This window comes from Collinsella sp. AM17-1, assembly GCF_003470665.1.
Classification (GTDB): domain Bacteria; phylum Actinomycetota; class Coriobacteriia; order Coriobacteriales; family Coriobacteriaceae; genus Collinsella.
Genome location: NZ_QRJZ01000007.1, coordinates 23,519 through 47,408, shown reverse-complemented (window position 1 = coordinate 47,408; position 23,890 = coordinate 23,519). Strand labels below are relative to the sequence as shown.

Below are 23,890 nucleotides of genomic sequence, written 5' to 3'. Positions count from 1 at the left end.
GTCAAGCCGTTTTCACATTCAGACAGAGTATACGGCGCATGAGGGGGAGCTCCCCGTTTTGGTGCGCCAGGCACCCCAATGCACCCACCCTACGCTGTCTGCCTCTTCGTTTTGTATAAATTACGGTACAGATTGTATATATTTACGGGATACCGCCGTGTTCTCCTGAGGTACCCCATCCTGGCCCGTACAAAAAACGGAGTATTCTGCAACGTGACCGCGCCAGCACCGCCGCGGGTGGGCAAAACTGTAGGGCGCCGTATCATTCTAAGTCCCGACATGGCGAGAATGACGCGCCCCCTGCTCCGGAAAACGGCGAAATCTGACTCGGAACGCTCGCTAGGGATATCCGAAGGCCACCGTTGGCGACGTCGAATCATATGCAGACAACTCGAACTGCAGAATACTCCAAAAAATGCACGGCGCACCCCATAGGACCCATTGCTGCATGGCAGGAAACAAGCCCACGGCATCCTCTAGATGCATTCCCGAGGAAATCACATTTGAACTAGCGATCGGATACGGCAAACAAAAGGGCCCCGAACGTAGTTGCTCGGGGCCCTTGGTTCACCTCGCTCTAGCGGGCGATGCGTATGTTATTTGCGCTTGCCGCCGCCGTCGCCGGGGCGACGGGAGCTGCTACCGCGCTTGCCGCCACGGCTGTTGCCATAGCTGCCACGATTATCGCGACCGCCGGCACGGCCGCCGCGGGAGCCGGCCTGGTTGCCGCCACGCCCGCCACGATAGCCGCCACGACGCTCATCGCGGGTGTCGTCGTAGTTGCGCCAGTCATCGCGACGATCGCGGCTGGCACGCGGGTCGCGACGATCGCGCGACTCATTCGAACGACCGGCGCCGCTGCGGCCACCGTTGCCACGAGCGCCCTCGCGACGCTCACCACCGCGGCCGCCCTCGCGGCCTCCGCGCTCGTCAAAGCGCTTGCCGCCGCGGGACTCGCCACCGCGGGTACCACGCTCGTCACGCGAACCACGGCCTTCGCCGCCGCGACGCTCATCACGGCCACCGCGCTCGTCATCACGACCGGAATGACGGCGGTCGCCCGCACCGCGCTTGCCACCGCGCGAACCGCGGCCCTCGTCCTCGCGCTCGACACGACGACGGCCACCGCGATCCTCATCCTCGCGACGGCGGCGATGTGCCTCACCCTGGAACTGCTTGGCACGACGCTCGGCACGGTTACCGCGCGCAGGCTGCTCAGCGGCACCAGCACCAGCGCGCTCCTCGGCAGCCACCTCGCGGGCCACGCTCTCAACAGCCTCGTCCACGCGAGCCTGAACGCCCTCGCGCACGCGGGTCTTCCCGCCGCGCTTGGGACGGCTCGGACGCTCGCCGTCGCCGCGGCGCTCGTCGCGACCGCGGTTGGAACGACCGGCAACATCGCCGTAATCGTCGCCGTTGCGCTTGCCGTCGCGACGTGCCTGCTCAAGCTTCTTCTTGCTCTTGGACTTGCCGCGCTTGGTCTTCTTCTTCACCTTAAAGGCCGCAGGGTCGCGCTCGGGATCAACCGCGGGCGGATTGGGACCCACGTGCAGGTCGCCGGCCTCGTAGATGTCGGCGGTCTTGTCCATGAGCTTCTCGATCTCGTAGAACTCGTCCACGTCCTGCTCGGTCACAAACGTGATGGCCCAGCCCAGCTCGCCGGCGCGGCCCGTACGGCCAATACGGTGGATGTAGTCGGTCGGCTCGGCCGGCACGTCAAAGTTCACGACGTAGCGCACGTCGCTGATGTCGATGCCGCGAGCGAGCACGTCGGTTGCCACCAGCACGTCGACGGTACCGTCGCGGAAGGCCGAAAGGGCACGCTCGCGCTGGGCCTGGCTGCGGTTGCCGTGAATCGCGGCGGCCTTGATGCCCTTACGCTCCAGACGACGGCAGCAGCTGTCGGCGCGGTGCTTGGTGCGCATAAAGACGATGGTGCGCTCCGGGCCCTCCTTCTTGAGGAACTCGGGCAGCAAGTTGTTCTTGGCCTCGATGGACACCGGGAACACAAACTGGTCGACGGTGTCGGCGGTCGACGTGGTGGGCGCGATCTCCACGCGGGCCGGGTCGCTCACCAGGTCGGTGATCTCGCCCACGGCTTCCTCGTCGAGCGTGGCCGAGAACAGCAGCGTCTGGCGCTCGGCCGGCGTCTCGCGCACAATGCGGCGGACGGCGGGCAAAAAGCCCATGTCGAGCATGCGGTCGGCCTCGTCGAGTACCAGCACCTTGACCTCGTCCAGGTGGCAAGCGCCCTGCTCGATCAGATCGACCAGACGGCCCGGCGTGGCGACCAGAATGTCGCAGCCGTACTTGAACGCCGCGGTCTGCGGCTTGTAGCTCACGCCGCCCACGACGGTCACGGCAACGTGGCCCGTGACGTCGGCGATCTTGCTCGCGACCTCGTCGATCTGCTGGGCGAGCTCGCGCGTGGGGGTGATGACGAGCATCACGGGGCCACGGCCGTTGCCCTCGGGCTTTTTAGCACCGCGACGGCGGTTGCGGCCACCGCGCTCGCGCACGGGTTTGGGAGGAGCGATGTGCTCCAGATTGTTCATGGTCGGCAGCAAAAAAGCGGCCGTCTTGCCGGTGCCAGTCTGAGCGGCAGCAAGCAGGTCGCGGCCCTCGAGCACCACGGGGATTGAGCCGGCCTGCACGGGCGTCGGCGCCGTGTAGCCCAGGTTCTCGATGGCACGAAGCATCTCGTCGGAAAGGCCCAGCTCGTCAAAGGCGGGCAGGCTCTCGGTAGCGGACTCGACGGCCTGGGCAGCATTGGCCTCATCGGCGGCATCGAAGGCAGCCTGGGTCATGGCCTCGCGGGTCTCGTCCAGGATCTCGGCGTCGGTGACGTCGGATACAGAATTACGCATATGTTGTTGTTCCTTATCTGCACGCGCAATGGGCACGGCATGCGGCCGCGCGGGCGTGCTTGGTAGTGCGCTAATACATACAAAAACGGGTGCGCACAGAGAGGACGTTGCTCAGCACGCTGGCGATCGCTTTGGCAGCCCTATCACGCGCCGTCCAGACGCAGCGGCCCTAAGCGATGGAGCAGATTCGCCGCGGGTTAGTATACCCGTGCTTCGCATGCCCCCACGTAAACCACAGATGACGGAGCGGACGAGACGGGCCTGGGCCGATTGTCTCAATCTGTAACAGTTACGAGACAAAACCGGGTCTACACGTTACAGATTGAGACGAACTCAAACATCGCAAAACATAATCTCGATCTGTAACAGTTAGAGGTCATTTTCCCCGCTAGATGTTACAGATCGAGATGTTTGACATGAGCTGCCAACGATTGAGCAGCCACCCGCATCTGTAGCGAAATGTCATACATTTTCATCCCCACTGGACACCCCCAGGGGGTATGGGTGTATAGTATCGGCAGGTTAACAATTCCAACACCGAACTGCAGAAAGGAGAAACCATGGCTCAAGATAAGTTCGACGTGGGCGGCATGACATGCGCCGCCTGCCAGGCGCATGTGGATCGCGCCGTGAGCAAACTCGACGGCGTCCAAAGCGTCGCGGTCAACCTGCTCGCCGGTTCCATGATGGTCGACTACGACCCCGCGCAGGTCACCTCCGACGACATCTGCACCGCTGTCGACCGCGCGGGCTACTCGGCCTCGCCCATCAGCACGGGCACCGACGCTGTCCAAAGCGGAAGTGCGCAAGCCAGGTCCGGCGCCGCGCATATGGAGTCACCGACCAAAAAGTTGGAGGCCGCCGCCTCTGCCATGCGCACCCGCCTCATCGTCTCGATCATCTTCCTCATCCCGCTGTTCTACATAGGCATGGGGCACATGCTCGGTTGGCCACTGCCCGGCGTCTTCACCGACCATGCCCACAGCATGACGCTCGCCCTCACCGAGCTCGTCCTGCTCATCCCCATCGTCTATGTCAACGACGCGTACTTTATCAATGGGTTTAAATCGCTCGCGCACGGCGCGCCTATCATGGACGCCCTCATCGCCGTGGGCGCCACCGCGTCCATCGCCTGGTCGCTCTACGCCATGTTCATCATGGCCGACCAGCTAGCCGCAGGTCAGGTGCACGAGGCCATGATGACGAGCATGGACAACCTATATTTTGAGAGCGCCGGCACCATCCTGTCGCTCGTCACCGTGGGCAAATACCTCGAGACGCGCAGCAAGTCCAAAACCGGCGGCGCTATCGAGGCGCTCATCGACTTAGCACCCAAGACCGCGACCGTCGTGGCCGAGGACGGTATCGAGGCCACCGTCGACGTCGATGCCATTCTGCCCGGCCAGGTGCTGCGTGTGCGCCCCGGCGAGTCCATCCCCGTTGACGGCGTGGTGCTCGATGGCAGCTCGGCCGTGGACGAAAGCGCGCTCACCGGCGAATCCATTCCCGTGGAGAAGACCGCCGGCGACACTGTCAATGCGGCCACGGTCAACCGCACGGGCTCGTTTACCTTCCGCGCCACGCGTGTGGGCGCCGATACGTCGCTCGCCAAGATTATCCAGCTCGTCGAGGACGCCAACGCTACCAAGGCGCCCATCGCCCGCATGGCCGACAAGGTCGCCGGCGTGTTCGTGCCCGTGGTGTTCGTGATTTCGGCCGCAACCTTTGCGGTGTGGATGGCACTGACCGGCAGCATAAACGAGGCGCTCACCTCCGCCGTGGCCGTGCTGGTGATCAGCTGTCCGTGCGCACTGGGTCTGGCCACGCCCGTCGCCATTATGGTGGGCACCGGCAAGGGCGCCGAAATGGGCATTCTGTTTAAGAGCGCCGAGGCGCTAGAGAACCTGCGCAGCGTGGGCGCCGTGGTGCTCGATAAGACGGGCACCGTCACCCGAGGCAAGCCGGCCGTGACCGATATCGTGGTTGCCGCACGTGCCGACGGCTCGCCCACCATGAGCGAAAAGGCGCTGCTCAAGCTGGCCGCCGCGTTGGAGCGCTCGAGCGAGCACCCGCTGGCCGAGGCGATTATGGCCGAGTGCGAGTCGCGCGGAATCGTCGCGCGCATGGTCGAGGACTTTGCTGCCGTGCCCGGTCGTGGCGTTACGGCACGCGAGGGGCAAAACGCCATTGCCGCTGGTAACGTGTGCCTGATGAACGAGTTGGGCGTTACCGTGCCCGCGGGTCTTGCCGAGCAATTTGCTGCCGAAGGCAAGACGCCGCTGTTCTTTGCCAAGAACGGCGAGCTTGCCGGCACCATTGCCGTGGCTGACGAGGTCAAGGAGACGAGCGCCGAGGCCATCGCCGCGCTCCGCAAGCTCGGCGTCGACGTGCGCATGCTCACCGGCGACAACCGCGTCACTGCCGAAGCAATCGCCCACCGTGTGGGACTCGACCGTGCGCAGGTCATCGCCGACGTCCTGCCCGCCGACAAGGAACGCCACGTGCGCGAACTGCAGGATGCGGGCAGCAAGGTCGCCATGGTGGGCGACGGCATCAACGACTCCCCCGCCCTGGCGCGCGCCGACGTGGGCCTTGCCATTGGCACCGGCGCCGACATCGCCAAGGAGGGCGCCGACGTGGTACTCATGCGCAGCGACCTCATGGACGTCGCCCGCGCCATCGAGCTTTCGCGCGCCACGATCCGCAACATCAAGCAGGACCTGTTCTGGGCGCTGTTCTACAACGGCATCGGCATTCCGCTGGCGGCGGGCGTGTTCTTCCCGCTCACCGGATGGCAGCTCTCGCCGATGTTTGGCGCTGCGGCCATGAGCCTGTCGAGCGTGTGCGTCGTAAGCAACGCTCTACGCCTGCGAACCTTTAAGCCGAAAGTGGCAAAATAGGCTCACCATTAAGTCCATTTAGAACGGGTTTTCCAGGTGCCCGAGATTGACCTGAAAGAGGAGCGACGCGTACTTTGGTACGCGAGCGACGGCTTGAAGGTCAAGGTCGGGTGCCTGGGAAAGCCGACATAACAGAGAGGAATACCCATGCGTTACACAATCAAGACTTCCGGCCTCATGTGCGGCCACTGCGACGCTACTGTCGAGACGGCACTGCTCAACGTTGCCGGCGTGACCGACGCCGATGCCGATCACGAGACTCAGACCGTACAGGTGGAGTGCGCCGACACCGTGACCGCCGAGCAGCTTGCTGCCGCCGTCGAGGGCGCCGGCGAGAAGTTCCACGCCCTGTCCGTAACCGCCGCGTAGCAGCTACCAGAGACATTCGACCCCATCGACCAGAAACGAGGACCCGCCATGATGGCAGACCATAAATCGGTGACCCGCATGCTCAAGACGGCACGCGGTCAAATCGACGGCATCCTGCGGATGGTCGAGGAGGACCGCTACTGCGTCGATATTTCCACGCAGCTCATGGCAACGCAGGCGCTCCTCGCGCGCATTAACGCCGACGTGCTCAAGGCCCACATTGAGGGCTGCGTCGCCTCGGCCATCGAATCGGGCGACGAGGAGCTCAAAGCCGCCAAGCTCGCCGAGATCGAACGCGTCGTCGACAAACTCGCCAAGTAATTGGTGCAATGGGGACAGGTACGTTTGCACCACATTGGTGCAGATGAACTTGTCCCCCTTGCTCTAAATCGGGTATAAAGGCGTGCAGCATATCGAATGAAAGGCAATGTGCATGAATGACTTTATGAAGGGTCGCAACGGCGCCGATGAGCTCACCATCGTGATGGGCTTTGCCGGAATCGTCATCGCGATGATCGGATCGATGGCCCGTATCCAGTGGCTCAGCTGGATCGCCATCGCCGTGATCGTGTTGGGCGTGCTGCGCGGCCTGTCCAAAAACATCGACGCGCGCCGCAAGGAGAACGATGCCTTTGTCGCGGCGACCGCAAACGTCCCCGGCCTAGGCAAGTTCGTCGCCAGCTTGGGCGGCGGGACTGCGGCCGCCAACGCCTCGCGTGCGGCCGGCACCAGCAAGGAAGACTTTGAGCGTGCCAAGCGCACGGCCAAGAAGATGTGGAAGGGCCGCAAAACCACGGCATACCTCAAGTGTCCCAACTGCGGCCAGATGCTCTCCGTCCCCAAGGGCAAAGGCAAGATCCGCGTCACCTGCCCCAAGTGCCACGCCAAGATGGAAACCCGCTCTTAGCGCCCGCACGCGGGACAAATTAATCAGGTTTGTTTGTCCCAAATCTTAAGTATTTGTTCGATAAAAAAGCCGAGGCCTCGTGTTGAGACCTCGGCTTTTTGTATGTGGCAACGGAGCTACACCTTTGTCACACCTATGCCACACCGTCGCGGGCGAGCTCCTCGGCCAGCGCCTCGGCCGGCATGGCCATAATCGCGTCGAGCTCGGCGTCCACCTCGGGAATACGCTTTACCTTGAGCTTGCGTACCAGATCACCGCGACACATCACATGTATCGGCTCACGCAGAGCGCACAGGTCATCGAGCGGATTCTTGCGCGTCACCAGAATATCGGCGGCCTTGCCGCACTCGATCGCACCGGTCTCGCCGCCCAGCCCCAGGAGCTCGGCATTGACCTGCGTAGCCGTATGCAGCGCGAAGGCGTTGCTCACGCCGACATACTTGGCAAAATAGGCCACCTCACGCCACATGTCGTACTGCGTCACGAACGGGCAGCTCGAATCTGTGCCAAGGCCCACCTTAACGCCAGCTTCCAGCGCCGCACGAGCACTCTCGATAATGCCCGAGCACACGATGTCGCCGTTCTTCTTTTGCGTATCGGTCGAATGGGTCTTTTCCGGGTCGAGCAATACAAACGGTAGCGCCGGGCTGATCGTGCAGGTAACGCTGGGCGCACGTCCCTCGAGCTGCGTGCCCGCGGCGCCACGGTACAGCTCCAGGATCTCGGGCGTCATCGGGGCACCGTGCTCGATCGTATCGACGCCGGCCTCAAGCGCGGCCTTCACGCCCTCGGTACTCTCGACATGGGCCATAACCGGCAGGCCCACCTCGTGCGCCGCCTTGCACGCCGCCGCGGCAACCTCCACCGGCATACGCAGCACGCCCGGCTCGCCCACCTCGGTCGCATCGAACACACCGCCCGTTACGAACAGCTTAATGACGTCGGCGCCGCGCGCATACAGGTCTCGCACCTGCTCGGCTGCCTCGACGGGGCTGTTGGCCACCTGGGCGAACAAGCCCGCGCCATGGCCGCCCGGCACCGTGACGCCCGTTCCCGGCGCCACCAGGCGCGGACCCTGATACTTGCCGGCGTCGATAGCGTCGCGCACGGCAATGTCGGCAAACAACGGGTCGCCCGCGCCGCGCACCGTGGTCACGCCGCTTGCCAGCTGCTGCTGGGCACTGCCCTTGAGGATGCGGCAGACGATGGCACGGCCCACGGGATTATCGAGTTTCTTCATCAGCGCTCCCGCATCGCCGGCCGAGACAGGCTTGCCCGAGCCGCACAGGTGCACGTGCATATTGATGAGACCGGGCATGAGATACGCACCACCCAGGTCGATAACCTCGGCACCTGCAGGCGCCTGCGCCACAGCACTCGGCCCCATCCAGGTGATGACGCCGCGCTCAACAGTCACGGCCATATCGGGTTGCGGCTCCATATGCTCCGAACCATCCAGAATGGTCGCATTGATAAACAACGTGGAACGATCGGCAGATGCCATATCGAGCTCCTCCCTCACGATTAACTTGAACATTTGTCCATTATCACCTAGTCCCGCTGGATTGCTGCAGACGCATCGGTTAACGGAAGGAAGAGAGGATGTGGGGGACGGAATACGTTGCAGTCCCATCCCAGCGGCACTAGGGAAATCTCTCGATCTATAACAGGTACAGGGTTATTGGGCCCCCTGATGTTACAGATCGAGACATTCGGTCGACGTTTCACCGGCTTGTCTCGATCTGTAACAATTACGAGCTCAAACAAACTCTAAACGTTACAGATCGAGACAAAACCTCTCAGCGCCCATACCACTGGCATCTCCACTCCTCAGCCAATTCAACCTGCCGAGGAATACCCGCCAGCCTCATTTTCTCGACTAGCTTCCCCGGGTCTTTGAGTTCGTTAAACGTAAACCGAAGCACCTTATGCCCGAGCATTGTCAGATGAGATTCCCGCTGACGCTCTGCCACGAATGGGTCAACCGACTCCCGACCCTCGCCGCTCTGCAAGGTGTACTTCCCCTTTCCGTCGAGCTCGCCGATGACACACGTCCCGTCCTCGAGCCGCCAAAAATAGTCGACGCGAAACACCTGGCTCGGATCGAGCGGGTCGCGAAACTCCACCTGCAGCTCCGGAACCGGAAAGCCGTACGCAATAAAGAATGCTCGGAACCGAGACTCGCCGCCGTTTTCAGACAGCCCGTCCGCATACGACGCAATCACCTGTGCCCTGCGATACCCTCGCCTGCCCTCGCAATCGGCGCGGAGGCGCTCGCACAAATCCCCACGTGATACGCCTTTCGCCCGCAGTGCAGAATCGGCAATCGCCAACCCATAGGAGAACGGCGCACGCAGTAGGCAATCCTCCACCGTGCGCCAAAACGACGTCACCCGCACGCCATCAACATGCTCGAGTGCGCCCGCCATCTGCGGACGCAACAACCTGCACCCGCCGCTCAACGTCACCGAACAACCCGTCTTAACAAGAAAACGCGACCCAAGCAGATCATTCGGCACCTCCAGACCCCACAAAAGCGCCGCGTCATAGCCCCAAAACGCCCAATCGGGATGAAACTCTGCAAGCCCTTTGATGGTACGCAGCGTTCGCTCCGCCGGCGTCAGCACACCCCAATCATGTTGAAAGCAGAACAAATACGGCTCGGGTTCCGCGATATCGTCGGTTCCAACATGGCGTCGCATCCACATGAGCTCGGTATTGTCATGCGTTGCGAGCAGCGCACCTTGCTCGGTCGCCTCCGTGAGCCTGGCAAGCATCCTATTCCGCGCCAAGGTGTTACGTGTCGTCTGCTTGTGTTTAAGAACGGTATTAGACACTTCCATCACCACCACATCGGACAAATAGACCATCGCCACCGTTGCCTCCGCTGACAAATGTCTTGATCTGTAACAGGAAGACAGTCTTTGGGCCTCTAGTTGTTACAGATCGAGATTTTCAGTCGTGCGTCCAACCTTTGTCTCAATCTGTAACAGGTAGGTCGAATTTGGGCCTGTAGATGTTACAGATTGAGACATTCCCCCAACCAGGTGCCAAACGTCTCGGTCTGTAACAGTTAGACGTTCTCCAGGCCCCCAAACGTTACAGATTTAGACAAACCAGCGGCACCCAAGCGTTCGTCTCGATCTGTAACAGGTAGACCGGTTTTTTGTCCCTAAACGTTACAGATCGAGACAAATAGACACGCGGCGGCGCTGCGACAGCCCATCCCCTACTCCCACTCCTGCTCGTAGATGTTGAGCGACTTTACGTACCGCCCCTGGGCGCCCATGATGTCGCGGACCAGGCGCAAAAAGAAGCTGATGCATGAGGTGTCGAAGCCATCTTCCAGGTCTTCTGGATGAACGGCGCCAGGCCCGTCGACCGCCGTGTCACTCAGGCGTGCGATGTCATACAGATAGAGTTGTCCCGCCGTCAGCCAGACATCGTCGACGCAGGCGAGGCGCACCGCAATCGCTCCGTCGCTCCAATGCTCCTTTTGCACGATATGCGGGTCGTAGACATCAAAGCGACAGTCGGTGCGCGTGTCCTTCAGCGCGACCATACCAGTCGCAGGATCCTTGTCCAAAATGCCAAAGCGCGAGAAATACTGCGTGTCGCGTACCTGCTCGAGCCGCTTGAGCGAGGCAGGCGAAAGCGATGTCGGCGGCTCTTCAACATACAGCTCGAGCAGCGTCTTGCCATGGCGATAGGGGCGCTCGAAGAGCAGCCAATCGGTAAATGCCATGTTGTAGGCCATGATTTCGTTTTGCGAAGGCTCGGTGCAATAGCTGAGCCACGGGTCGACAATGATCTCGAACTGTTCGCGCGCCGGCTCCAAAAACTGGAACTTCCGTAGCATCCAAAAATGGGCCATGTCGGCAATATCGTTGCCGACGGCTTCGGCTAGCTGCGCTCGGTCTAAAGCGTGGTCAGTCATGGCATCCTCCTCAAACTGATGGACCTCAATTTGAGCTTACGAGGAGGGTGGTCGGCCACGGCCAGCGCGGGTAAAATAGGCCTCCGGCTGCAAACCAGATGCTAACCAAACACTTGGCGGGACACTTGACCGAATGAGCGCACCGCAAAGAAACCGCAGGTAGACATAGACAGCCAACCCGCCCTTTTGAGCCAGATGCCCGCAGTCACCACAGAAACAACAGGTGACCACAGCCCAAAAAGTCGACAAATGAACACCCGCACGTCAGCAAACGAACAAATCGTTCGCAAAGAGTGTCCCCAACGACTAGACAAAAAAATGACTAGTCATTGGGGACGTTCTTGAATGACTACCTTACAGCTCCAGCGCGTCTGCGACTTCGGCAGCGCAGGCCAGGGCATCGGCCATGGCGTTCACCACGAGCGAGCTGCCGTTGCGGGCGTCGCCAGCGACAAACACCGGCGTGGCATCCGCAGCAACGCCATCCACGCGAGCCGCACGATGCGAGCCCTCGGCAGCCATCACCGGCAGCGGACGGCCCGCCGTGGCAACAGGCACGCTCACTGCATCGAACACACCGTGCTCCGGGCCCGTAAAACCGCAGGCGATGAGCACCAGCTGGGCCGGCACCTCGTGCTCGGAGCCCGCGATGCGCTCGGGCTTGCCAGCCGACCAATCCAGATCGACCACGCGCAGGCCCGCGGCCGCGCCCTTCTTGTCCAACAGTACCTCGAGCGTATCCACACCCCAAGCGCGCATCTCGCCGCCCATGGTAGCGATGGCCTCCTGCTGGCCGTAATCGGTCTTCTTCACGTTGGGCCACTGCGGCCAGGGGTTGCTCGCCGCGCGCGCATCAGGCGCCGCCGGCAAGAACTCAAACTGGCGCACGCTACGCGCACCCTGACGTACCGCGGTGCCCACGCAGTCGTTACCGGTATCGCCGCCGCCAATGACCACAACGTCCAGGCCACGCGCGTTCACCGCGGGCTCGCCGCCGTCGAGCACCGAGACGGTCGAAGCCGTCAGGTAGTCCACCGCGTACACCACGCCCGGGGCATCCACGTTCGCAGCCGAAAGCCCACGCGGAGCACGAGCACCGGCAGCCACCACGACGGCGTCAAAGTCATCGAGCTCGGCCGTCACCGCAGGGTTAGTAACGTCGACAGCCAGCTCAATCACAATGCCCAGCTCACGCATGAGCGCCACGCGACGCTCGACCACGGACTTCTCGAGCTTCATGTTGGGAATGCCGTACATGAGCAGGCCGCCCGGACGGTCGTCGCGCTCAAACACCGTCACGCGGGCGCCGCGACGTGCAAGCTCCCATGCCGCCACCAGACCAGCAGGACCGGAGCCCACCACGGCAACCGTGGGCGCGCCCTCCCCCGCCGGCTCAAAGCGACGCGGACCGCCATTTGCCCACTCATGGTCGCTGATCGCACGCTCGTTGTCATGGATCGTCGTGGGCTGGCCATCGACCGAACCCAGGTTGCACGCGGCCTCGCACAGCGCCGGGCACACGCGACTCGTGAACTCGGGCATGGGCGAGGTGAGCGACAGACGCTCGGCAGCCTCGTCCCAGCGGCCGCGGTACACCAGCTCATTCCACTCGGGAATCAGGTTGTGCAGCGGGCAGCCGCTCGGGCGTGCCTTGCCAAAGCTCGCGCCCATCTGGCAAAACGCCACGCCGCACATCATGCAGCGGCTCGCCTGGGCACGGCGTGCGTCGTCGTCGAGCTCCACGTACAGCGGATCGAAATCGCGGCTGCGCTCCTCCACGGGGCGAAGCTCGTGGGTCACGCGATCGATATCAAGAAAAGCACCGGGCTTACCCATGGCACTTACGCCTCCTTCTTGGTCGAAGCAACAGAGCTGGCAACGGCCACGGGCGCAACACCTGCGACAGCCGCTCCGCCCGCCACGTCAAAGCGGGCAACATCAGCAGCGTCGGCGCGACCGGTCACAATGTCAAACGCCAGCTCCTCGGCCTGCGCATGCGTCTTGCCGGCAGCCTCGCCCGCGGCGACAATCGCCAGCACGCGCTCGTACTCGGTCGGAATGACCTTCACAAAGCGCTTGCTCATCGAGTCGAAGCTGTAGAGCAACTTAATGCCGCGCGGGCTCTGCGTCGCGTCCACGTGCTCCTGGATGAGCTCGCGAATCTGCGCCAGCTCGCCGGCCGTCGGGGCCTTGAGCTCAACGCTCTCGTGGTTCACACGGGCATCGAGCGTGCCGTACTGGTCAAAGACATAGGCCACGCCACCTGTCATGCCGGCGGCGAAGTTCTGCCCGACCTCGCCCAGGATGAGCGCCAGACCGCCCGTCATGTACTCGCAGCCATGGTTGCCGCAGCCCTCGACCACCACGGTGGCACCGGAGTTGCGCACGGCAAAACGCTGGCCGGCAAGACCGTTAATGAAGCCGCGACCGCTCGTGGCACCAAAGAACGCAACGTTGCCCACGATGATGTTCTCGTCGAACTTGTAGGTCGCATGCGGGTTGGGGCGCACCGACACCTCGCCGCCCGAAAGGCCCTTGCCAAAGTAGTCGTTGGCGTCGCCGCACACGTTGAGCGTAATGCCGCGCGGCAGGAAGGCGCCAAAGCTCTGACCGGCCGAACCATCGCAATCGATGGTGATGGAGCCGGCGGGCAGGCCCTCGGGATGCGCCTTGGTCACCGCGTTGCCCAAGATGGTGCCCACGCAGCGGTTGACGTTGGCGATATCGGCGCGGAAGCGAATCGGGCGCAGGTGCGCGCGAGCGTCGGCCGTGTAAGGCACAAACAACGTGGAGTCGAGCGTCTTGTCGAGCTCACTGTCCGCGGCCATCTGCGGCAGGAAGTGGCGACCGTCGGCGCCCGGAATATGGGCACCGAACTCGCAGGTCGCGCTCGCCAGCACGGGTGACAGATCGAGCAGGTTGGCCTTGCGGTTGCCCGGGACCTCGATCTGGCGTAAACACTCGGGATGGCCGACCATCTCGTCGATGGTGCGGAAGCCCAGGCTCGCCATGACCTCGCGCAGCTGCTCGGCTACAAAGAGCATAAAGTGCTCAACGTGCTCGGGCTTGCCGCGGAAGCCGCGACGCAGGCGGCAGTTTTGCGTCGCGATGCCGGCCGGGCAGGTGTCCTGCTGGCAGTCACGCTGCATGAGGCAGCCCATGGAGATGAGCGGCATGGTCGCAAAGCCAAACTCCTCGGCGCCCAGCAAGCAGGCGACGGCAACGTCGGTGCCGTCCATGAGCTTGCCGTCGGCCTCGAGCACCACGCGTGAGCGCAGGCCGTTTTGCAGCAGCGTCTGCTGGGCCTCGGCAAGGCCAAGCTCCAGCGGCAGACCCGCATGCCAGATAGAGTCGCGCGCAGCGGCACCTGAGCCGCCGTTGTGGCCACTGATCAAGATCTTGTCGGCAGCACCCTTGGCCACACCGGTGGCGATGGTGCCGACGCCGGCCTCGCTGACCAGCTTGACCGACACGCGCGCGCCGGGGTTGGCGTTCTTAAGGTCAAAGATCAGCTCTGCCAGGTCCTCGATGGAGTAAATATCGTGGTGCGGCGGAGGCGAAATCAGGCCGATGCCGGGCGTGGACTGACGGACCTCGGCGATCCAGGGGTAGACCTTCTTGCCGGGCAGGTGTCCACCCTCGCCGGGCTTGGCGCCCTGGGCCATCTTGATCTGAATCTCGAAGGCGCTGCACAGGTAGCGGCTCGTCACGCCAAAGCGTGCGCTTGCCACCTGCTTGATGGCGGAGTTCTTGGAGTCACCGTTGGCCAGCGGGGTCTCGCGACGCGGGTCCTCGCCGCCCTCGCCGGAGTTGGAACGGCCGTGCAGGCGGTTCATGGCGATGGCCATGCACTCGTGTGCCTCTTTGCTGATGGAGCCATACGACATGGCGCCGGTGTTAAAGCGGCGGACGATGTTGAGTGCGGGCTCGACCTCGTCGAGTGCCACCGGAGTGCGGCCACTGGCATCAAAGTCGAGCAAGTCGCGCAGGCGCACGGCACGACCAGTGCGGTGCAGGCGAGCGCTGTACTCCTTAAAGGTGTCGTAGCTGTCCTCGCGGCAGGCAGTCTGCAGCAAGTAGACAACCTGCGGATCGATGAGGTGATCCTCGCCGCCGAGCGGGCGCCACTTGGTCAGACCCAGCGTGGGCAGCTGATCGGGAGCCGGGCTCTTAAGGATGGCGAGCGCGGCGTCGTAGCGCTCGTTTTGCTCGCGCTCAACGTCCTCGACACCCATACCGCCCACACGGCTCACCGTGCCGGCGAAGTACGCGTTGACGAACTCCGGAGTAAAGCCGACGGCCTCGAAAATCTGCGCGGAGTGATAGCTCTGCACCGTGGAGATACCCATCTTGGACATGATGGAGACGATGCCGGCGGTCGCAGCCTTGTTGTAGTTGGCGATGCCCTGCTCGGCCGTCACGTCCAGGTCGCCGCGTGCCGCCAGATCGCGGATGCACGCATGCGCGTTGTACGGATAGATGCCGCTCGCGGAGTAGCCCACCAGTGCCGCAAAGTCGTGCGGGGACACGGCGTCGCCGCACTCCACCACGATGTCGGCAAAGGTACGCACGCCGGCGCGGATCAGGTGATTGTGCACGCAGCCCACGGCGAGCAGCGACGGCACGGGCACCTCGCCCGCAGCGGCACGATCGCTCAACACCACGATGTTTACGCCGTCGCGGACCGCAGCCTCAACGTCCTCTGCAAGCTGCTTGAGCGCAGCCTGCAGCGCGCCCTCGCCGGCATCGCGGCGGTACACGGCACGGAAACGACGGGTCTTAAAGCCAACACGGTCGATGGCGCAAATGCGGTCGAACTCCTCCTCGCTCAGCAGCGGACGCTCCAAGCGCACCAGCTGGCAGGCTGTACGGGAGTCCTCGAGCAGGTTGCCGTGGTTGCCCAGGTAGAGCGTGGTCGAGGTGACCATATGCTCGCGAAGGGCATCGATGGGCGGGTTCGTGACCTGAGCGAACAGCTGATAGAAATAGTCGAAGAACGAACGCGTCTTCTTGGACAGACAAGCCAGCGGCGCGTCGATGCCCATCGAGGCGAGCGGGGCCTTGCCCTGCTGGGCCATGGGACGCACGACCTCGTCGACGTCATCCCAGTGATACCCGAGCTTAGCCATGCGCACGGCGGCGGGTACCTCGGCGTCCTCGGCGGGCGTTGCCGCGGCAGGCCTATCGAGCACGTCGACGGTCAGCGTCTCCTCGGCAATCCAATCACGGTAGGGCTTTTCCTTGGCGTAACGGGCGCGCAGCTCGTCGTTGTAGATGACGCGCCCGCGGGCAAAATCGACCTCGAGCATCTGGCCCGGCCCCAGACAGCCGCTCGTCAGGATGTTCTCGGGGCTCACCTCGATGGTGCCCACCTCGCTTGCCAGCATAAAGCGACCGTCGCGCGTCACATAATAGCGGGCGGGACGCAGGCCGTTACGGTCGAGGGCGGCGCCCAGGGTACGGCCATCGGTAAAGGCGATAGCGGCAGGACCATCCCACGGCTCCATGAGCATGGACTGGTAAGCGTCGTAGGCGCGGCGCTCCTCACTCAGGTTGTCGTTGTGGTCCCACGGCTCGGGCAGCAACATGGACGCGGCACGCGTGAGCGGACGGCCGTTCATGACCAAAAACTCGAGCACGTTGTCCAGAATCGCGGAGTCGGAACCCTCGCGGTTGATGATAGGCATCACGCGCTCAAGGTCGTGCTGCAGCACAGGGCTGTACAGGTTGGGCTCGCGGGCGCGGATCCAGTTGACGTTGCCCTTGAGGGTGTTGATCTCGCCGTTATGGATGATAAAGCGGTTGGGGTGCGCGCGCTCCCAGCTGGGCGTGGTGTTGGTGGAGTAGCGCGAGTGGACGAGCGCCACAGCCGTCTTGACGGCGGCGTCGTTGAGGTCGATGAAGAAGCGGCGCATCTGCGTGGCGACCAGCATGCCCTTGTACACGATGGTGCGCGAGCTCATAGAGCACACGTAGAAGATCTTGTCGCGCAGGGCAAACTCGGCGTCGGCCTTCTTTTCGATGGTGCGACGGCACACGTACAGGCGACGCTCAAAGGCATCGCCGGCGGGCGTGTCGTCGGGGCGGCCCAGGAAAGCCTGCAAGATGGTGGGCATGCAGGCGCGGGTCGTCTCGCCCAGGTCGTGCGGGTCGACCGGCACCTCGCGCCAAAAGAGCAGCGGCACGCCGGCCTCGGCGCAGCCTTCCTCAAACACGCGGCGGGCATCCTCTACGCCCTTGTCGTCCTGCGGGAAGAACAGCATTGCCACGCCATAGTCGCCCTCTGCCGGCAGAATCTGGCCGCACTTTTGAGCCTCTTTACGGAAAAAGTGATGCGGAACCTGGAACAGGATGCCAGCGCCGTCGCCGGTGTTCTTCTCGAGTCCCGTGCCGCCGCGGTGCTCCAAGTTGACCAGAATGGACAGTGCATCGTCCAGAATCTGGTGATGGCGCTCACCGTTGATATCGGCAAGCGCGCCGATGCCACATGCATCGTGGTCGAATTCGGGGCGATAAAGGCCCTGCTGCTGAGCGGAATCTGCCTGCATCGCGATCCTCCCCTAGAAATTTAGACAGTCAGTTGACTAGGCATACTAGGAGCATCGCCGGCCCGCTGTGTTTCCCGCCCGTTTCGAAACAATCGCGTAACGCACGCAATTATTTTGTTAGTCGTCGTTAACTTTAAAGTCCAAAACGGGTATCCTTTGCGGCGTCAAGCAAACGGCACGTCGCCCATACACAGGAATCGACCATGCTCAACCATCTCAAACAACACTTTGGCTCCCGACGCACCGGTGGTCACGGAGGCCTAGACATTGCGCGGCATATCGGCCCCGGGCTGCTCGTGACCGTCGGCTTTATCGACCCGGGCAATTGGGCCTCCAATATGGCCGCGGGCTCGCAGTTTGGCTACGCGCTGCTGTGGATCGTCACGCTGTCCACGATTATGCTCATCGTGTTGCAGCACAACGCGGCACACCTGGGTATCGCCACGGGCATGTGTCTTGCCGAGGCCACGACGCGCCACCTGCCCCGCCTCGTAGGGCGTGTGATACTCGGTAGCGCATATCTAGCCACGATCGCCACCGCCATGGCCGAAGTCCTGGGCGGTGCGATCGCGCTTCGAATGCTCTTTGGGCTGCCCGTGCGTGCGGGCTGCGTCATCGTGGCGGCAGTATCGATGGCGATGCTCATGACGAGCTCCTACAAACGCGCCGAACGCTGGATCATCGCCTTCGTGGGCGTGGTAGGACTCTCGTTTTTGGCCGAGCTTGCGCTGGTCAAGGTCGACTGGCCGCAAGCCGCCGCAAGCTGGATCACGCCCAGTATGCCCACTGGCTCGGCAGCGATTATCGTAAGTGTCCTAGGCGCGGTCGTTATGCCACACAATCTCTTCCTGCACTCCGAGGTCATCCAATCCATGCACTTCGAAGGCCAAGGCGAGCAAGTTATCGAAGAACGTCTGCGCTACGAGCTCTTCGACACGCTCTTTTCGATGGGCGTGGGCTGGGCAATCAACTCGGCCATGGTCATCCTGGCCGCAACGACCTTCTTTGCGCACGGCATTGTCGTAGACGACCTCGCCGTCGCAGCGGCCACGCTCTCCCCCATCTTGGGCCCGGCGAGCTCGACCATCTTTGCGGTAGCGCTGCTGTTCGCGGGATTATCGAGCAGCGTGACAGCGGGCATGGCGGCGGGAACCATCACTGCGGGCATGTTCGACGAGGAATACGACATCCACGACCGACATTCCTCGGTCGGGGTGGCGGCCTGTTTCGCCGGAGCAGTGGCGGCGTGCCTAGTCGTCCCAAATCCTTTTGAAGGTCTCATCTGGAGTCAGGCACTGCTGTCGCTTCAACTGCCGATTACGGTCTTTGTGCTCATACGGCTCACCAGTTCACCCCGCGTCATGGGCAAATTCGCCAACTCGCGTCCACTCAACGCGCTGCTTGTAGGGATCGGTGCCATCGTGACGATTCTCGATGTCGTGTTGTTGACAGGAATGTAATGGGACGAGCACCTACCCAGGCAAACGTCTCGATCTGTAACAGATAGACCAGTTTTTGATGTCTAGATGTTACAGATCGAGATCATTCCGAGGGACAGCTCCGTTTGTCTCAATCTGTAACACGTAGACCCCGTTTTCACTGTTAGATGTTACAGGTTGAGATCTTCTGCCGAACGGTTTTGGTTTGTCTCGATATGTAACAAGTGGGCCCAATTTCCACTTCTAGATGTTACAGATCGAGACATTTCTTCAGCTCCAACCTTTTGTCTCAATCTGTAACAGATAGGCCCGTTTTGAGCCGCCACATGTTACAGATTGAGACAAACGGTCGGCCAGACTCACGACAGACAGGATCGGCTAACAGCAGCCGTGATCCCTTGGGGACGGAGGAAAAGGGCCCCGGCCGTGAATTCGACCGGGGCCCTTGGACAGAGCTCTGTATGGCTAATCGCCGTGTGCCTGCGAGCTACTCCTCGACGAGCTCAAACTGATCGGGACCGACGCCGCACACCGGGCACACATAATCCTCGGGCAGCTCGGGCGTATCGACCTCAACCTCGTAACCGCAAACGACGCACACGAACTTATACGTCTTCTTCTCCTCAGCCATGATGTTCTCCTCTCGAACGTGACTGGTGATGTACTTCATTTATCAGTATAGATTCTCAATAATATAATGCAAGTATTTTTAAAACATTTCTAGCCTTGATACGAGGACGCCTTCGGAGGCGTCTTGCCCTTTAGGACCTTGTGATAGTAATCGTAGGTGAGCGGCGTCTCGTCACTCAGGCGTTCGGCATCCTCGACCTCGCCGATAAACAGTAGATGCGTGCCCACATCCACAGTGTCGATCAAACGGCAGCTAAACAGGGCCGCCGCATGCTCGGGCACATAGGGCATGCCCAGAGCCGTCTCGCGGGTCTCGTATTTGGCAAACTTGTCATAGTTGCTGCTGGTGCGAAATCCAAAGTTGCCAATGTAGAGCATATCCGCCGTCTGGTCGATCACGGTCAGCGCAAAGGCCTTGGCAGTCTCGATCACGCCAGCGGTCACATTTTCCTTGTTTACGGCAACCGAGATGCGAGGCGGTGCTGCCGTCACCTGCACCGCCGTGTTGATGACGCAGCCGGCACGCTGCCCATCGGCCGCGGCGCTCACCACATACAGGCCACTCGGCATGGTAAAGAACGCAGTTTTGTCCATAACAAGTACTCCCCTAACCCGGGATTGAACCTTAAGGCTGTATGTACCCATAAAAAGCGGCGCCCATAACGGACGCCGTCTTTTGGAAATATATGGCAAAACAGCAAGGAAGACGGGGCGGGCGCGGTAGGGCACCTTCCCGTGAACTCGCTCCTAGCGGTTGCGCTCCTTGAGGGCGCGGTCAATCTCGCGCTGGACATCGCGCTTGGCCATGTCCTCGCGCTTGTCGTAGAGCTTTTTGCCTCGGCCCAGGCCCAGCAGCAGCTTTACGCGGCCGTCGGTATTAAAGTAGAGCTCCAACGGAACCAGCGCATAACCACGGTTGCGAAGTTTGCCGTCAAGAAAGTCGATCTCCTTACGGTGCAGCAGCAGACGACGCCGACGGTCGGGATCGCGATTCCACACGCCACCATGGCTATAAGGGTGGATATGCAGGCCGACGAGCCAGCACTCCCCGCCGCGGATCAGCGCGAAGGTATCGGTAATCTGGCACGCGCGCTCGCGAATCGACTTGACCTCGGTACCGCTCAGTTCAATGCCACATTCGAACGTCTCGTCGATAAAGTACTCGTGATGTGCCGAACGATTCTTGGAAATGAGCTTGCGCTCGCGCTTACTGGGCATCGCTGGCCTCCTTGACGCCGTCGGCTCCCTTGTCGGCGCCTGCGCGCTTTGCCTTGCGCTCGGCGTTAAGCTCGGCATCGCTCTCACGCACCAGCTTAATGATCGCCGCGCATGCCTCCTCGCCCACCAGGTCGCGGGCACGGACCGTCAGGCGCGTAGCCTCCTGCTTGTCGCCGTCGCTCGCAGCGTCGGTCGCACACATGATCAGGCAGATGGCGATCTCGGCCGAAGGTGAAGTCGGCACGCCTTGCAGGGCCAGTTCACCCATCACGTGGTCGTCGCTCTCATCAGCGGCATCCGGATAGGTGGTATGGATCTTGTTGAGCAGGCGCGTCGTATGCGCATCATTGGGCGCCAGGCGCAGCGCCAGACGCGCGCAGCCCACGGCAGCCGAAATGTTCTCGGTCTCGGGCTCCAAGAAGTACTGACCCAAGTTGGTGTAGGCGCGTGCGGCGCACTTACCGTCGCTCGCGCGCTCCAGCACCGAGAACGAGAGCGATGCCCACTCCTGCTTGTCCTCGAGTGCGCGGAACAGCTCGGCCAGGTCCAAGCGATAGTTACAGTTCATGGGATCCCAACGTACGGCCTGCATCAGGGCATTCCGAGCACTCACATAATCCTGCTGGCGGATGTAGGCAAACGCCATGTCGGAGTACAGGCGGTCAAAGGGAACCTCGACCTGCACCAGTTCGCGCGGATCCTTCTCCACGCGGCGATAGGCCAGGCGCTCAAACTTGCTGTCGAAGCTAAAGTACTGGCGCTTCTCCTCCGTCTTGCACTCGGCGTCGATATACTCCTCGGCGAGCTCCACCAGACGCTCCAACAGCGGCGTCGCCGTAGCCAGGTCGCCCTGCGCCAGATAGTTCTCGGCATACGTGATGTCTTCCAAGCTGATAGGCAGGTCCATGACAACTCCTCGGTCCGGGCGGCAGACTCAACGCGCGCCTTAAATATCGGTCAATACACAAAACCCGGGTCTCTTACGAGGCCCGGGCATTCAATTTTGGTAGCCCGTACCAGATTCGAACTGGTGATCTCCGCCTTGAGAGGGCGGCGTCCTAAACCGCTAGACGAACGGGCCATATGTAGCAAATGCAATGGCTGGGATGGAGGGAGTCGAACCCCCATTGACGGAACCAGAATCCGCTGTCCTGCCATTAGACGACATCCCAATGACTGCATCGCTGCGCTCGGCTGTGCCTTTGCGCAAGAAAGAAATATACGGGAAGTACCGCCGTGACGCAAGCCCCAATTTTGACTTTTTTAAAATTCAGCCAAATTGGCCTAATTTAGTCCAACCCGTGAAGGACCTGTGAAGCCGACCGCAGTACACGAAGGGCAAAACGCCGCGAGCGGTAGCCGTCAACCGTTGGCAGATTCTACCGCGAAAACGATAGCACCAGGCAACACAATCGAAGTATCAATGATCACGTAGATATCGAGGCGCCATGGACGAAGAGCTTGATTACCTATGGGAGACCCTGGGCCTCGAGATCACTGCTGACCTTTGGCCCGAACGGGACAAAATCCATCCCACACTGCGCCCCGCCATCACGGTGATGCAGGCAAACTACCGCCGTGCATCCTTTTTGATCATGCGGATGTCATGGCACGCGGGACTCCCCGACCTTAAGCGAATCCAGGCAAGCCTCGTCGAGCTGTCCGGCATGCCGACCGTCATATCCGAGGCGCGCCTGGAGCAGCGCCAGCGCGAGCGACTGCAACAGCAGCGGATTCCCTTTATCTGCCCCGGCATTCAGGCATACCTGCCCTTTATGGACGAGGAGTACTGGAGCGGCAAGCCCAACAAGCACGTAAAGGTCTACGATCCGCACGAATGGGCACAGCTCGAGGATTGAGCCGAGCGAGCCCGCCGATGGAAAACACGTCCTACCCCGATCACTCAAAACGGGTCGCACTTTCCGCAGCCGCTACAGCAACGCCTCGGCCCAGGCCGCTTCCCTAAAGCCGGGAATCGCAAAGTCGTCGCCCACCAGCAGCGGACGCTTGACCAGCATGCCGTCGGTCGCCAGCAGCTCGTAGCACTCCCGATCCGTCATGCCCGCATCCAGACGCGCCTTCAGGCCCAGCTCTCGATATTTCATGCCCGACGAATTAAAGAAGCGCCGCACCGGCAGCCCCGAACGAGCAATCCAGGTCGTAAGCTCATCAGCCGTGGGATTGTCCAAAACGATATCGCGGTCGATATACTCTACCCCGTGTTCGTCCAGCCATGCCTTGGCCTTCTTGCAGGTCGAGCACTTGGGATATTCGACAAACAGTACGGTCATGGGATTTCCTTTCTTAGAGAAAACAGGTGTCTGGAAAACTGCACATCGACGACCACTCGCGATTGCAGCCGTTATTGTAGTCAATGTCGAAGCGTAGGCAGTCGCGATGTCTCGTCTTAAGGCTAGCGCCTCGCATGGGCGCCGATTGGTCGATTCGCATGGCGCACCAACGCCGCCGCCAGCAATACCAACAGCATGGCGGTGACATAGCCCGCAGCATCGAATCCTAGATCGATAACGTCGAAATGCCTGCCGGGAACAAAGATCTTATGTACCTGATCGCCAACGGAGCAGGCGGCGAAAAAGAGCAATACGGGCACGCAACGGGAGCATACGCTCCACGGACGCCTGGAAAAGCAAACCACGACCACCGAGGCGAACAATCCGACGAAGAAAAACTCTACGGTATGGGCAACGCGACGGACGTTCGTGCCCACCCACATGCGAATGGAAACAAGTCGGCCAGACTGGACATTCGAGGCAGCCGAATCGGTGCCCCCGGTCATTCCGTTCTCCGTCTGGGCTTCACCCGTGGCATCGACAGCCTGAACGCCCGTAGCCTGGCCCTCCACCACACGCGCGGTGGACTCGCTCAGCAACGACGTCTCCACCGCATTTTGCTCCGTCAGCACCCAGATGCCCGCCAGCGTTGCAGCGAACAGAACGATCGCGATCCATCCGATTATTTGTTTTACGCGCGCCAAGGGCCAACCTCCTTTTTTGAATATCTGCGAGTGTAGCCCCAAATGGCATCGTCACCGTATCAAAATATGAATCGCAACAG

The 23,890-nt window shown here is 61.7% G+C and carries 18 protein-coding genes and 2 tRNA genes; 6 read left to right on the top strand and 14 right to left on the bottom strand.

What is annotated here, in order from left to right; all coding sequences use genetic code 11:
• Positions 1-596 precede the first annotated feature (596 nt).
• Positions 597-2,867 carry a DEAD/DEAH box helicase gene (locus DW195_RS04925; RefSeq protein ID WP_118206026.1) on the bottom strand — a complete coding sequence of 757 codons (2,271 nt, stop codon included), beginning with the start codon at positions 2,865-2,867 and terminating at the stop codon, positions 597-599.
• 560 nt (positions 2,868-3,427) lie between these two features.
• On the opposite strand from DW195_RS04925, the gene DW195_RS04920 reads away from it, so the two are divergent.
• From DW195_RS04920 to DW195_RS04905, 4 genes are all read left to right on the top strand, one after another.
• A complete protein-coding gene (locus tag DW195_RS04920) occupies positions 3,428-5,767 on the top strand; it encodes a cation-translocating P-type ATPase (RefSeq protein ID WP_118206025.1) in 2,340 nt (779 codons plus the stop codon).
• Between the two features lie 147 nt (positions 5,768-5,914).
• Positions 5,915-6,136, top strand: coding sequence for a heavy-metal-associated domain-containing protein (locus DW195_RS04915; protein ID WP_006235338.1), 222 nt, complete (start codon positions 5,915-5,917; stop codon positions 6,134-6,136).
• Positions 6,137-6,184: 48 nt separating this feature from the next.
• The gene (locus DW195_RS04910; RefSeq protein ID WP_117583949.1) at positions 6,185-6,457 is read left to right on the top strand and encodes a metal-sensing transcriptional repressor; all 273 of its coding nucleotides are present in this window, start codon (positions 6,185-6,187) and stop codon (positions 6,455-6,457) included.
• Positions 6,458-6,569: 112 nt separating this feature from the next.
• Positions 6,570-7,043, top strand: coding sequence for a hypothetical protein (locus DW195_RS04905; RefSeq protein WP_118206024.1), 474 nt, complete (start codon positions 6,570-6,572; stop codon positions 7,041-7,043).
• A 133-nt stretch (positions 7,044-7,176) separates the two neighbouring features.
• Here the strand turns inward: DW195_RS04905 and DW195_RS04900 are convergent, their stop codons facing one another.
• The 5 genes from DW195_RS04900 to gltB form a co-directional block, all read right to left on the bottom strand.
• Positions 7,177-8,547 carry an amidohydrolase family protein gene (locus DW195_RS04900; protein ID WP_233540820.1) on the bottom strand — a complete coding sequence of 457 codons (1,371 nt, stop codon included), beginning with the start codon at positions 8,545-8,547 and terminating at the stop codon, positions 7,177-7,179.
• 295 nt (positions 8,548-8,842) lie between these two features.
• Complete coding sequence (locus tag DW195_RS04895; RefSeq protein ID WP_147356486.1) at positions 8,843-9,919, bottom strand: hypothetical protein; 1,077 nt, start codon at positions 9,917-9,919, stop codon at positions 8,843-8,845.
• Between the two features lie 353 nt (positions 9,920-10,272).
• Positions 10,273-10,980: a hypothetical protein gene (locus tag DW195_RS04890; protein ID WP_118206021.1), complete on the bottom strand. Its 708-nt coding sequence runs from the start codon at positions 10,978-10,980 to the stop codon at positions 10,273-10,275.
• A 354-nt stretch (positions 10,981-11,334) separates the two neighbouring features.
• Positions 11,335-12,816: a glutamate synthase subunit beta gene (locus DW195_RS04885; RefSeq protein ID WP_118206020.1), complete on the bottom strand. Its 1,482-nt coding sequence runs from the start codon at positions 12,814-12,816 to the stop codon at positions 11,335-11,337.
• A gap of 5 nt (positions 12,817-12,821) precedes the next feature.
• Positions 12,822-17,528, bottom strand: coding sequence for a glutamate synthase large subunit (gltB, locus tag DW195_RS04880; protein ID WP_118206019.1), 4,707 nt, complete (start codon positions 17,526-17,528; stop codon positions 12,822-12,824).
• A 203-nt stretch (positions 17,529-17,731) separates the two neighbouring features.
• Between gltB and DW195_RS04875 the strand changes: the two genes are divergently transcribed.
• A complete protein-coding gene (locus DW195_RS04875) occupies positions 17,732-18,988 on the top strand; it encodes an Nramp family divalent metal transporter (protein ID WP_118206018.1) in 1,257 nt (418 codons plus the stop codon).
• Between the two features lie 466 nt (positions 18,989-19,454).
• Here the strand turns inward: DW195_RS04875 and DW195_RS04870 are convergent, their stop codons facing one another.
• The 6 genes from DW195_RS04870 to DW195_RS04845 all read right to left on the bottom strand — a co-directional run bounded on the left by DW195_RS04870 (position 19,455) and on the right by DW195_RS04845 (position 21,987).
• The gene (locus DW195_RS04870) at positions 19,455-19,598 is read right to left on the bottom strand and encodes a rubredoxin-like domain-containing protein (protein WP_055251878.1); all 144 of its coding nucleotides are present in this window, start codon (positions 19,596-19,598) and stop codon (positions 19,455-19,457) included.
• 89 nt (positions 19,599-19,687) lie between these two features.
• Positions 19,688-20,191 (bottom strand): flavin reductase family protein, encoded by a 504-nt coding sequence (locus DW195_RS04865; RefSeq protein WP_118206017.1) that lies wholly within the window; start codon positions 20,189-20,191, stop codon positions 19,688-19,690.
• A 153-nt stretch (positions 20,192-20,344) separates the two neighbouring features.
• Positions 20,345-20,815 carry an SsrA-binding protein SmpB gene (gene smpB / locus DW195_RS04860; protein ID WP_006235325.1) on the bottom strand — a complete coding sequence of 157 codons (471 nt, stop codon included), beginning with the start codon at positions 20,813-20,815 and terminating at the stop codon, positions 20,345-20,347.
• Entirely contained in the window at positions 20,805-21,722 is a 918-nt protein-coding gene (locus tag DW195_RS04855; RefSeq protein ID WP_118206016.1) for a hypothetical protein, read from the bottom strand. The genes smpB and DW195_RS04855 overlap by 11 nt, the downstream gene beginning before the upstream one ends.
• Before the next feature lie 97 nt (positions 21,723-21,819).
• A tRNA-Glu gene (locus tag DW195_RS04850) sits at positions 21,820-21,896 on the bottom strand.
• 17 nt (positions 21,897-21,913) lie between these two features.
• A tRNA-Gln gene (locus DW195_RS04845) sits at positions 21,914-21,987 on the bottom strand.
• Between the two features lie 276 nt (positions 21,988-22,263).
• Here DW195_RS04845 and DW195_RS04840 point away from each other — a divergent pair.
• Positions 22,264-22,674: a hypothetical protein gene (locus DW195_RS04840; RefSeq protein WP_118206015.1), complete on the top strand. Its 411-nt coding sequence runs from the start codon at positions 22,264-22,266 to the stop codon at positions 22,672-22,674.
• Positions 22,675-22,746: 72 nt separating this feature from the next.
• Here the strand turns inward: DW195_RS04840 and DW195_RS04835 are convergent, their stop codons facing one another.
• A complete protein-coding gene (locus DW195_RS04835; RefSeq protein WP_118206014.1) occupies positions 22,747-23,106 on the bottom strand; it encodes an arsenate reductase family protein in 360 nt (119 codons plus the stop codon).
• Positions 23,107-23,228: 122 nt separating this feature from the next.
• Complete coding sequence (locus DW195_RS04830) at positions 23,229-23,810, bottom strand: VanZ family protein (RefSeq protein ID WP_158567900.1); 582 nt, start codon at positions 23,808-23,810, stop codon at positions 23,229-23,231.
• Positions 23,811-23,890 lie beyond the last annotated feature (80 nt).